The sequence below is a fragment of the Streptomyces sp. NPDC057638 genome, from assembly GCF_042800315.1.
Taxonomy (GTDB): domain Bacteria; phylum Actinomycetota; class Actinomycetes; order Streptomycetales; family Streptomycetaceae; genus Streptomyces.
The window spans coordinates 1-11,350 of sequence record NZ_JBHVHF010000269.1; the positions used below are offsets into that span (position 1 = coordinate 1).

Here is an 11,350-nt window from a genome sequence, read left to right on the forward strand (position 1 = left end):
GGCCGCTCCGGCCTCCCCGCCCCCTCGTACCGCCTCCCGGGGCCAGATCAGCCCGGATAGATCGGGGAGGTGCCCTTGGGCACCACCGTCTGCCAGTTGCCGCCCGCCGGGAGACGGACGACGCCGTCGTCCTTGGAGTGCGCCACCAGCGGGCGGTTCTCCTCGTTGGCGGCGGAGACGGCGGTGACACCGTTGAGGCCCTGAAGGACACCCGTGGCGGAGGTGAAGCCGTCGGTCTGCATATAGAGGACCTGCTTGACCCCGCCGGACTCCTTGCCGACGACCACCAGACGGCTCGGTCCGGCCCAGGAGACGGCGGTGACCGTCTCCATCTGCGGCGCCACCGCACGCAGGTCCGTGACGGACACGGCACCGCCGCCCTTGGTGCCGTCGTGCTCGACCCGGCCGATCTTCAGCGTCGTACGGCCGTCCTCGCTCAGCAGGAAGGCGATGCGCGCGCCGTCCGCGGAGACCTTGAGCGACTCGATCCGCGCGCCGTCGAGAGCGGGGACGATGGCGACCCGCTGCGCGGGCTCCGTCCCGTTGACCAGACGCAGCAGGGCGGGCTGGGCGGGATCGCGGTCGGCCACCCACAGATCACCGTTGCCGTCCCAGCTCGGGGCGGACAGACGCGTTCCCAGGGTCGCGCCCTTGCTGTGCGCGACCTCGGTGGCGGGTTCGCCCTCGGACTCGATCGAGGCGACGTGGAGACGGCCGCCGTCCTTGGAGACGGCCGCCGCCCGGCGCTCGTCCCGCGCGACCGCGGCCGCGCTCATCGGCATCGCACCCTCGCCGAACGGACCCGGCACCGGCACCGGCGGCTTCTTCGCGTCGTCGGGAAGAACCGCGAGCGAGCCCCTGGCGTCGATGAAGTACTGCTTGCCCGTACCGCCGAGGACATGGTCGGGGGCGTAGATCTCCGCCTCCCCACTGCTGCGTACGCACAGCGAGCTACCGTCGGAACGCTGGAGCGCCACCTGCTCGACCCGGCTCGCGGACAGGTCCTTGAGGGTGAACAGGATCTGCGCCGCCATCCGGTTGCACTGCGCCTGGCCGACGTTGGACGCCTTCTCGTTGAGTGGCACCTTGAGCACGTTCTGGTCGTCGAACGAGAGCGACCTGACGCCGTCCCGCAGTGTCGTACCCGTGGGGAAAGGCGACTCGACCACGGGCTTCAGCCAGTTGGTCGGCCCGTCCAGCAGCGCCTTCACGGTCTGCGTGACGGGGTCCATCCGCGTCACCGGGTCCATCCGCTGCCGGATGAAGATCGGATCGGCGACCACGGTGTCACGCCCGGTGGCGAAGTAGTACTTGTTCACCGAACGGTAGTTACGCTCGAAATCGGACGCACCGAGCACCAGTCCCTCCGGGGGCTGGTCGATGCGCCAGTCCTTCTTGGACCCGACCTGCACCAGCCGGACGGTGCTGCGGTACTGCTCGGGCGCCACCGCCTGGTAGGCGTGCTGGGCGTCCACGGTCGCGATCTTCCTGCCGACCAGCTCGTAGTCCATACCGGGGTTGCCCTCGCCGCCCTCGGTCGACAGACCGCGGTCCGGCGCGGCCTCCAGCACCGTCGTCTGGGCGTCGGGACGCCAGACCTTCTCCGCCGCCGGTGTCAGATACGTACGCGCGATATCGAAGTCGTCGCTGGTGATCGCCTCCAGGAAGCCACTGAGGATCTCCTCCGGCGGCGCGCTCGGGCGCGGCGGCACGGCGTACACCCGCACCTGTGAGTCGCCCCGGGGAGACGCCTTCACCGGCCTGATGTCACCACTGTCGGGCATCGAGGCACAGCCCGTGACCAGTACGCCACCACTGGTGAGCAGCGCGCCCAGACGCAGGGCGCGCCGGACCCGTCCGCGCGCGGGGGCCGTGCCACGGAGATCAGCGTCCACGCTCGGGGTCCTCCCGGTCCGGCGGTATCGAGGTCAGGGTGGATCCCCGGTGCTCCACCGCCGGGCGGGCCACGACGCGCGCGCCGTTGCCGGGCAGCGCCGTGGGATCCACCCCGGCGGGCGCGGTCGGCGGGGGCGCCGGCAGCGGTGAGCGGGATCCCCCGGGCTGGACCGGTACGGAGGGCAGTAGTCCGGCATTGCTCCGCGCCACGCTCGCGGCACGCTCCCGGTTGCGCCGGGAGTCCTCCGGCTCCAGGGGTATCGGCGAGCCGCGCAGGGGCTCGTCCGCGGTCCGGGGCAGGGTGAGCCGGAACTGAGACCCGCCGCCGGGCTCGCCCCACGCCTGGAGCCAGCCACCGTGCAGCCGCGCGTCCTCCACGGCGATCGACAGTCCCAAACCGGTGCCCCCGGTGGTGCGCGCCCGTGCGGGATCGGCCCGCCAGAAGCGGCTGAAGACCCGGGTCGCCTCGCCCGGCTTCAATCCGACGCCGTAGTCCCGCACCGCGACCGCGACCGCGCCTCCCGCCGACGCCATCCGTACGACCACATCACGGCCCTCGCCATGCTCGACGGCGTTGACGACCAGGTTCCGCAGCACACGCTCCACCCGGCGCGCGTCGGCCTCCGCGACCACGGGCTGCTCATCGCCCAGCACCCGTATCCGGGTGCCCTTGCGCTCGGCCAGCGGCTCGGCGCCGCCGATCACCCGGCGGACGACCTCGCGCAGATCTATCGGCTCGGCCTCCAGCGCCGCCGCGCCCGCGTCGAACCGGCTGATCTCCAGCAGGTCCGCGAGCAGCGACTCGAACCGGTCCAGCTGGTCGCCGAGCAGCTCCGCCGAGCGGGCCGTCACCGGGTCGAAGTCATCCCGCGCCTCGTAGATCACATCGGCCGCCATCCGGACCGTCGTCAGCGGCGTCCGCAGTTCGTGCGAGACGTCGGAGACAAAGCGCCGCTGCATCCGCGAGAGTTCCTCCAACTGCTGGATCTTGTGCTGGAGGTGCTGCGCCATCTTGTTGAAGGCCTCGCCGAGGCGCGCGATGTCGTCCTCACCGGTCACCTTCATCCGCTCCTGGAGCCGCCCGACCGACAGCCGCTCGGCGATGCCCGCCGCCATCCGTACGGGCGTCACGACCTGCCGTACGACCAGCCAGGCGATGGCGCCCAACAGCACCACCACGAACAGCCCGGCCGTCGCCAGCGTTCCCTTGACCAGGTTCAGCGACTGCTCTTCCTGGGTCAGCGGGAAGATGTAGTACAGCTCGTACGGATTCCCGTCGTTGTCGTTGAGCCGCTGCCCCACGACCAGTCCGGGCTCCGGCTCATGCTCCGGATCTTTGTACGTGATGCGGATGTACGTCTTCTGCGGCCCCGTCTTCTGGCCCACGACGGACCGCAGGTCCTCCGGGATGGAGGCGACGTCGATGGGCCCTGACCCACGGTGACCGCGGTTGAGCCCGGCGTTCTCGGATTCCGCGCTCAGCGCCACCACGCTGAAAGCGCCCTGCCCGCCACTGGCGAGCTGCTCCACCAGGTCGGACCGCCATGAGCTGGTCGCCTTCTGCCGGTCCGCCGCCGAACCGTCGGGCCCGCCGGTCGCCATCTGTGCGTTGGCCCGCTCCTGGGCCACCGCGAACCCTCCGGCCGCCTGACTCGCGGCGGCGTTGTTCTTGGCCTCAAGCAGCCCGTTGCGCACCTGACCGACGACAACGAAACCGAGCAGCACCACGACGCCGAGCGACATCAGCAGCGTGGTCACCACGACCTTCAGCTGGATGTTCCGCCGCCACATCCGCACGGCGGGCAGCAGCGGCCGGCGCACCCAGCGCACCACAAGCCGCACCACCAGCCGACCGAGCTGGCCGTCCCGGCCCGCCCGTCCACCGCTCAGCAGACGACCGAGCCACGCCGGCCCGCGAACGCCTCCGGCAGCCCACCCCGCACGGCCCCCTGACTCCCCGGGCTTCGGAGCAACGCCGCCACGGGGCATATCAGCTCGGCCCGGCCTTGTAACCGACGCCACGGACGGTCACCACGATCTCGGGACGCTCCGGGTCCTTCTCGACCTTCGAGCGCAGCCGCTGTACATGCACGTTCACCAACCGGGTGTCGGCCGCGTGCCGATAGCCCCAGACCTGCTCCAGCAGCACCTCCCGGGTGAACACCTGCCACGGCTTACGGGCCAACGCCACCAGGAGATCGAACTCCAGCGGGGTCAGCGCGATGGACTGGCCGTCCCTCTTCACCGAGTGCCCGGCTACATCGATGACCAGATCACCGATCGCCAGTTGCTCCGGCGCGGGCTCCTCCGACCTCCGCAGCCGCGCCCGGATCCGCGCGACGAGCTCTTTCGGCTTGAACGGCTTGACGATGTAGTCGTCGGCACCGGACTCCAGCCCGACCACGACGTCAACCGTGTCGCTTTTGGCCGTGAGCATGACGATTGGTACACCGGACTCCGCCCGGATCAATCGGCAGACCTCGATACCGTCCCGTCCGGGCAGCATCAGGTCCAGCAGCACAAGATCGGGCTTCGCCTCACGAAAAGCAGCAAGCGCCTTGTCACCGTCCGCTACGAACGACGGCTCGAAACCTTCACCACGCAGCACAATCCCGAGCATCTCGGCCAGTGCGGTGTCGTCGTCAACGACGAGGACTCGTCCCTTCATAGCCGACATCATCCCATTAGCTCATCGTGACCTGGCGTGACCTGGAACACAGCTCCTCCACTCCCGCCGCCGAGACCGGCGACACCACACCCTCTTCGGTCACGATCGCCGTGACCAGCTCGGGCGGCGTGATATCGAAAGCGGGGTTGTACGCCTGAGTGCCGAGAGGGGCGATGGCCAGCCCTCCCCCGGGTCCCGTAGGCCCAGCGCCGGCGCCCATGGCCCGTGGCGCGGGCAGCTCCGTCACCTCATCGCCGGAACGCCGCTCCACTTCGATGGCCGCGCCGTTGGCGGTACGCGGGTCGATGGTCGTCATGGGTGCCACCACGATGAACGGAACGTGGTGGTAGCGGGCCAGCACGGCGAGGGGATAGCTGCCCACCTTGTTGGCCACCGCCCCGTCGGCGGCGATCCGGTCGGCACCGATCAGCACCGCGTCCACCTCCCCCGCCGCGAACAGGGACCCCGCCGCGTTATCCGTGAGCAGGGTGTATGCCAGGCCGTGGCGCGCGGCCTCGTAGGCGGTCAGCCGGGCGCCCTGGAGCAGGGGCCTGGTCTCATCGACCCACAGCCGCCTCAGCCTGCCCGCACGATGGGCGAAGAGCGCCACGGCGAAGGCGGTCCCCTCCCCTCCCGAGACCAGCGCACCGGTGTTGCAGTGGGTGAGGATCCGGTGCCCGCCCCCGGGAAGCAGCTCATCGAGGAGCGTCAGCCCGTGCTCCGCCATGCGGACACTGGCCTCGGCATCCTGCCGGTGCAGCTCACGCGCGGCCATGAGCGCGGCCCGTGCCGCGGCCTCGGCACCCTGCCCCGATGCCCTGCGATAGGCGTCCGTCGCCCGGCGCACGCCGTGGGCGAGGTTCACCGCGGTGGGCCGTGCCCGCTCCAGCAGGGCCGCCGCCTCCTCGACGTCATACCCCCGGGCACCGGCCAGGGCCACCCCATAGGCGCCGGCGATGCCCAGCAGGGGAGCACCTCGCACGGCCAGGGCCCTGATCGCCCCCACCAGCGCGGGCACATCGGTGCAGACCAGCTCGACCTCCTCGGCGGGCAGCCGGGTCTGGTCGAGCAGCACCACGACCGGGCCTTCGGGAGGTTCCTCCCAGCGCAGCGCGGGAAGCATGGACGACTCATCGCGGGCGGGGTTTCGCGCGTACTGATCAGCCATCTGTCCAGTCTGCCCGCTGGGCCACCCACAATGAAGGCACGACGGAGGGGACGGGGCCCCACCCCCGCACGACCGGCGCGTGGCACGATGGCCCCACACCTGCCGGACGCACAGACGAGCAGGAACCGCGCACACACCGGTTCGCCGAGCCGGTCCGACGACCAAGCCATGAGGTGGACGACCGTGAACGACACTCCGGGCTGGGCATCGCCCGGGTCCGCTCACTCCGATGGGCAGAGCGACGGCGTGCCCCGGCCGACGGAACCCGGTGAGGGGAAGGGCTCCGCCTCGCAGTGGTCCAGCAACCAGCCGCCTCCCGGACAGTGGGCGCCCCCGCCGGGCCCGTATCCGCCCCACCAGCACGGCCCCTCTGGCCCAGGCTGGGGCGGCGGACCCTACGGAGGCTGGGGGCCGCCCGCCGTGGCCAAGCCTGGTGTCATCCCGCTCCGGCCCCTGGGCGTCGGGGAGATACTCGACGGCGCGGTCTCCACGCTGCGCGTCCACTGGCGCACGGTGCTCGGCATCACGATCACCGTCGCCGTGATCTCGCAGATCCTGATGGTCCTCGCCGACCGCTATCTGCTGCCCGAGCCGGTGAAGGTCGACGCGGACGCCGAACCGGCCGAGGCTCTGCGGCAGTCGGTGGAATCGTTCCAAGTCAGCTTGATCGGCATGATCCCGACGCTGGTCATCAGCCTGATCGCCACTCTCTTCACCACGGCCCTGCTCACGGTGGTCATCAGCCGATCGGTCCTGGGACGGCAGGTGACCCTCGCCGAGGCATGGCGCGAGGCCAGGCCACGGCTGCCTCAGCTGCTCGGTCTCACCCTGCTTCTGATGCTTCTGGCGGCGGCCATCCTCGGTGTGGCGATGGTGCCGGGCCTCCTGCTCGGCGGTGAACAGGGCGGTGCGCTCATCGCGATCGGTCTGCTGCCCGCGCTCGGCGTCACCATCTGGCTGCTGGTCCGCTTCGCGCTCGCTCCGCCCGCGCTGATGCTGGAGCACCAGGGCATCGTCCCGTCCTTGCGCCGTTCGGCCAAGCTGGTCGAGGGAGCCTGGTGGCGCACCTTCGGCATCCTGTTGCTGACGATGGTGCTGACCTTCCTCGTATCCATGATCATCGCTGTGCCGTTCAGCGTGATCGGTATCGCCGTGGACGGTGACGGGATCAGCGGTCTCCTGGACGGGAACACCGATTTCGGCTGGCCGTTCCTGATCATCACTGGCATCGGTTCGGTGATCGGCTCGGCCATCACGTATCCGATCTCCGCGGGTGTCACCGCGCTCCTCTACATCGACCAGCGGATCCGCCGCGAGGCACTGGACCTGGAACTCGCCCGCGCCGCCGGTGTCCCCGGATACACCGGCCCCACGACGCCGGGCGGCGGCCCCAGGGGCTGAGGGAGTGACCGACACGGGGGGTGTGACGGCGGCCGGGCCGATGCCACGCGCGAGCGGTGACGTGCCCGTCGACATCCCCCGTGTGCCCGCCCGCGAAGCGGCGGAGCGCGAGCTGTCCAAGCCGATGTACCAGGAGCACGAGCCCCATCTGCTCCAACGCGCGTCCGACGCCTTCTGGGACTGGATCGACGACCTCTTCACCGCGGTGTCCGGTGCCGCACCAGGTGGCTTCATCGGCATCGCCGTCACCCTGTTGATCATCGCCGCGCTGATCGGGGCCCTCTGGTGGCGGCTGGGTACACCCCAGCGCCTCCAAGGGCCCGCGCGGGACGTGCTCTTCGATGGCCACTCCCGCACCGCGGCACAGCACCGTGCCACCGCCGAGGCCCACGCCGCCGCCCTGCGCTGGAACCCCGCCGTCCAGGAGCGCATGCGGGCCATCGTCCGCGCGCTGGAGGAACGGGCGCTCCTCGACCACCGCCCAGGTCGCACCGCCGATGAGGCCGCCGCCGAAGCCTCCCTCCTTCTGCCCGGCCACGCTGAAGCACTCCAGGCCGCCGCCCGTGCCTTCGACGACATCACATACGGTGGCCGCACGGCCGACACGGCCACGTATGGGCGACTACGCGATCTCGATGGAGCCCTGGAACGTGCCACACCCTCATCCACACGCCTCCTCGGGGCGGTCGAATGACGGGTGACACCCCGAGGACCACCTCCCTCTCCCTCAGCAGCCGTCAGATATGGATCCACGCCCGGGGAATCCTGCTCGCGCTCACCCTGCTGATCGTCGCGGGGATCACGCTCGCGGCGCTGCGTTCCGGTGACGCCCACGGCCGCCTCGATCCCCGCTCCGCCGAACGCATCGGCAGCCGCGCGGTCGCCGAACTCCTCTCGGTGCAAGGGGTCTCCCTCCGCGTGGTCACCACCAACGCCGAGGCCGCCGCCTCCGTCGGCCCCGATACGACCCTCCTCGTCACCGACCCGGACCGGCTCACCCCCGCCCAGCAGCGACGTCTCCACACCGCCGCCGCCCCTTCCGGTGGCCGCCTGATCGTGATCTCGGCCGGAGCACGCTCCGTGGAGACCCTGGCCCCCGGCGTCCGAGCGGCGTCCACCGCCCCGGTCTCCGCCCGGGCACCACGCTGCGGGCTTCCCGCCGCGGTGAACGCGGGCAGCGCCGACCTCGGTGGCGACCGATACGTTTCCACGGCCCCGGCTGCGGACGTCTGTTACCCCCACGACGGTCTTCCCACCCTCCTCCGGGTCCCCACCGCGGACGGCGGTGACACCGTCCTGCTCGGGGCACCCGACATCCTCTACAACCACCGCCTCGACAAACACGGCAACGCCTCCCTCGCCCTGCGACTCCTCGGTTCCCGCACCCATCTGGTCTGGTACCTCCCCTCACCCGATGACGCGGCCGACGACACCGACGGCACCAAGGCCGCCCTCACCGAGCTGATCCCCTCCGGCTGGCTCTGGGGATCCCTGCAACTCACCATCGCCGCCCTCTGCACCGCCATCTGGCGTGCCCGACGGCTGGGTCCCCTGGTCACCGAACGTCTGCCCGTCGCCATCCCGGCCTCCGAATCAACCGAGGGCCGCGCGCGGCTCTACCACCAACTCAACGCCCGAGGCCGCGTCGCCGACGCCCTCCGCGCGGCCACACGCACCCGGCTCGCTTCCCTGCTGGGTGTACCCCTGCCCGAAGCGCACTCCCCGGCCGTGCTGATCCCCGCCGTGACCGCCCATCTGACGACCGGTGACCACGACCTCACGGCCCTTCTGTTCGGCGCGGCTCCCGCCGACGACAACGCACTCGTCCGCCTGGCGAACCACCTCGACACCCTTGAAAGAGAGGTACGCACCACATGAGCGCCCCGACCCCCGAGACGGACGAGATCGCGGACCGTTCCCGCGCCTCGCTCGAGGCCCTGCGGACCGAGATCGCCAAGGCCGTGGTCGGTCAGGATCCCGCTGTCACGGGCCTCGTCGTGGCCCTCCTGTGCCGGGGCCATGTCCTTCTCGAAGGAGTGCCCGGCGTCGCCAAGACACTGCTGGTACGAGCGTTGGCATCAGCCCTGCAGGTCGACACCAAACGCATCCAGTTCACTCCTGATCTGATGCCCAGCGACGTGACCGGCTCACTGGTCTACGACGCTCGCACCGCGGCCTTCTCCTTCCAGCCAGGTCCCGTCTTCACCAACCTGGTGCTCGCCGACGAGATCAACCGCACACCGCCCAAGACTCAGTCCTCGCTCCTGGAGGCGATGGAGGAACGTCAGGTCACCGTCGACGGCACCCCCCGGCCGCTCCCCGAGCCCTTCCTGGTGGCGGCGACACAGAATCCCGTCGAGTACGAGGGCACCTATCCCCTGCCCGAGGCCCAACTGGACCGCTTCCTGCTCAAGCTGACCGTCCCACTCCCTTCCCGTGCGGACGAGATCAGCGTTCTCACCCGGCACGCGGGGGGCTTCGACCCACGCGACCTCAAAGCGGCGGGCGTGACCGCCGTAGCCGGTCCAGCAGATCTCGAAGCGGCGCGGGCCGCCGTCGCCCAGACCTCGGTCTCCGCCGAGATCACCGGTTACATCGTCGATATCTGTCGTGCCACTCGTGAATCCCCCTCACTCATCCTGGGCGTATCTCCCCGTGGTGCCACCGCACTGCTCTCCACCGCCCGCGCCTGGGCCTGGCTCACCGGCCGCGACTACGTCATCCCCGACGATGTGAAAGCACTGGCCCTGCCCACACTGCGACACCGGATCCAGCTGCGCCCCGAAGCAGAGATGGAAGGAGTCACCGCCGACTCCGTCATCACCGCGATCCTCAGCCATGTGCCCGTCCCCCGCTGAGAGACACCGTCATGGCCCTCACCGGACGAACCGCGCTTCTCGCAGCCCTCGGCGCCCTGCCCGTCGGCATCCTCGCCCCGAACTGGGCGGGGATACTGGCCGTCAACGCGCCGATCTCACTAGCAATTCTGTGCGACTACGCCCTCGCGGCGCCAGTACGAACACTCCGATTCACCCGAAGCGGTGACACATCCGTTCGACTTGGTAAGCCCGCGGCAGTCGGCCTCACCATCACCAACCCCTCCGGCAGACCACTACGCGCCGACCTCCGGGACGCCTGGCCTCCCAGCAGTTGGATCGCCGGAACGGAACAGCGCGACGCGCGCCACACCGTACGGGTCCCAGCGGGCGAACGACGGCGGATCACCACCGTCCTGCGTCCGACCCGCCGCGGTGACCGCCAAGCAGACCGGATCACCATCCGCTCCTACGGCCCTCTCGGCCTGGCCGCACGCCAGGGAAGCCACCAGGTCCCCTGGACCGTCCGTGTGCTGCCCCCCTTCACCAGTCGCAAGCACTTGCCCTCCCGATTGGCACGCCTCCGGGAACTCGACGGCCGCACCAGCACCCTGGTCCGAGGGCAAGGCACCGAATTCGACAGTCTCCGCGAGTACGTGCCGGGTGATGACACCCGCTCCATCGACTGGCGTGCCACCGCTCGTCAGCAGTCCCTCGCCGTCCGCACCTGGCGTCCCGAACGAGACCGCCACATCCTGGTCGTCCTCGACACAGGCCGGACGTCAGCGGGCCGGGTAGGCGACGTACCGCGCCTCGACGCGGCCATGGACGCGGCCCTCCTGCTCACCGCCCTGGCGTCCCGTGCCGGTGACCGTGTGGACCTCCTGGCGTACGACCGTCGTGTCCGAGCCCAGGTACGCGGACGTTCCACGAGCGAGCTCCTACCAGCCACGGTCAACGCTCTGGCTGCCCTGGAACCGGAACTCATCGAGACCGATGCCCGGGGACTATGCGCCGCAGCACTCCGCAACGCGCCAAGCCGATCTCTGATCGTTCTCCTGACCAGCCTCGACGCCGCTCCCATCGAGGAAGGCCTGCTACCGGTGCTACCTCGACTCACACGGAAGCACACGCTTCTGCTCGCTTCGGTCTCCGACCCTCGTATCACCGATATGACGACGGCCCGGGACAACGCGGAATCCGTGTACGGAGCAGCCGCGGCCCTGCAATCACAAGCCCAGCGTCAGCGCACCGCAGAACAGCTGCGCCGTCAGGGTGTGACGGTCGTGGACGCCACACCCGACGCTCTCCCGCCGGCCCTCGCCGACGCCTATCTCGCCCTGAAGGCCGCGGGTCGGCTCTGAAAACAAAACAGGGGTATGGCTTGTCGCGGAGATGCAT

The 11,350-nt window shown here is 70.3% G+C and carries 9 protein-coding genes; 5 read left to right on the top strand and 4 right to left on the bottom strand.

The genetic code is table 11. The features are described 5' to 3' along the window. Window positions 1-47: 47 nt before the first annotated feature. The 4 genes from ACFVIM_RS27435 to mtnA all read right to left on the bottom strand — a co-directional run bounded on the left by ACFVIM_RS27435 (window position 48) and on the right by mtnA (window position 5,732). A complete protein-coding gene (locus tag ACFVIM_RS27435; protein WP_384306592.1) occupies window positions 48-1,784 on the bottom strand; it encodes an LpqB family beta-propeller domain-containing protein in 1,737 nt (578 codons plus the stop codon). Between the two features lie 100 nt (window positions 1,785-1,884). Beyond that, a complete protein-coding gene (gene mtrB, locus ACFVIM_RS27440; protein ID WP_384306571.1) occupies window positions 1,885-3,885 on the bottom strand; it encodes an MtrAB system histidine kinase MtrB in 2,001 nt (666 codons plus the stop codon). 1 nt (window position 3,886) lies between these two features. Then, entirely contained in the window at window positions 3,887-4,576 is a 690-nt protein-coding gene (mtrA, locus tag ACFVIM_RS27445; RefSeq protein WP_384306573.1) for a two-component system response regulator MtrA, read from the bottom strand. A gap of 4 nt (window positions 4,577-4,580) precedes the next feature. Further along, window positions 4,581-5,732, bottom strand: a complete 1,152-nt coding sequence (mtnA, locus tag ACFVIM_RS27450) for an S-methyl-5-thioribose-1-phosphate isomerase (protein ID WP_384306575.1) — start codon at window positions 5,730-5,732, stop codon at window positions 4,581-4,583. Window positions 5,733-5,915: 183 nt separating this feature from the next. Between mtnA and ACFVIM_RS27455 the strand changes: the two genes are divergently transcribed. The 5 genes from ACFVIM_RS27455 to ACFVIM_RS27475 are packed head-to-tail and all read left to right on the top strand — an operon-like array spanning window position 5,916 to window position 11,313. After that, window positions 5,916-7,133 (top strand): hypothetical protein, encoded by a 1,218-nt coding sequence (locus tag ACFVIM_RS27455; protein ID WP_384306578.1) that lies wholly within the window; start codon window positions 5,916-5,918, stop codon window positions 7,131-7,133. A 4-nt stretch (window positions 7,134-7,137) separates the two neighbouring features. Next, window positions 7,138-7,827: a DUF4129 domain-containing protein gene (locus tag ACFVIM_RS27460; RefSeq protein ID WP_384306581.1), complete on the top strand. Its 690-nt coding sequence runs from the start codon at window positions 7,138-7,140 to the stop codon at window positions 7,825-7,827. After that, window positions 7,824-9,011, top strand: coding sequence for a DUF4350 domain-containing protein (locus ACFVIM_RS27465; protein WP_384306584.1), 1,188 nt, complete (start codon window positions 7,824-7,826; stop codon window positions 9,009-9,011). The genes ACFVIM_RS27460 and ACFVIM_RS27465 overlap by 4 nt, the downstream gene beginning before the upstream one ends. Next, on the top strand, window positions 9,008-9,991 hold the full coding sequence (locus ACFVIM_RS27470; RefSeq protein ID WP_384306587.1) for an AAA family ATPase: 984 nt from the start codon (window positions 9,008-9,010) through the stop codon (window positions 9,989-9,991). Before ACFVIM_RS27465 ends, ACFVIM_RS27470 begins: the two co-directional genes overlap by 4 nt. Before the next feature lie 11 nt (window positions 9,992-10,002). After that, entirely contained in the window at window positions 10,003-11,313 is a 1,311-nt protein-coding gene (locus ACFVIM_RS27475) for a DUF58 domain-containing protein (RefSeq protein WP_384306590.1), read from the top strand. The last annotated feature ends 37 nt before the right edge of the window (window positions 11,314-11,350 follow it).

Bases quoted from the DNA above. Each gene is read 5' to 3' on its own strand.
- ACFVIM_RS27435 (WP_384306592.1), bottom strand. From the start codon at position 1,784: ATGCCCGACAGTGGTGACATCAGGCCGGTGAAGGCGTCTCCCCGGGGC.
- mtrB (WP_384306571.1), bottom strand. From the start codon at position 3,885: ATGCCCCGTGGCGGCGTTGCTCCGAAGCCCGGGGAGTCAGGGGGCCGT.
- mtrA (WP_384306573.1), bottom strand. From the start codon at position 4,576: ATGATGTCGGCTATGAAGGGACGAGTCCTCGTCGTTGACGACGACACC.
- mtnA (WP_384306575.1), bottom strand. From the start codon at position 5,732: ATGGCTGATCAGTACGCGCGAAACCCCGCCCGCGATGAGTCGTCCATG.
- ACFVIM_RS27465 (WP_384306584.1), top strand. From the start codon at position 7,824: ATGACGGGTGACACCCCGAGGACCACCTCCCTCTCCCTCAGCAGCCGT.
- ACFVIM_RS27470 (WP_384306587.1), top strand. From the start codon at position 9,008: ATGAGCGCCCCGACCCCCGAGACGGACGAGATCGCGGACCGTTCCCGC.
- ACFVIM_RS27475 (WP_384306590.1), top strand. From the start codon at position 10,003: ATGGCCCTCACCGGACGAACCGCGCTTCTCGCAGCCCTCGGCGCCCTG.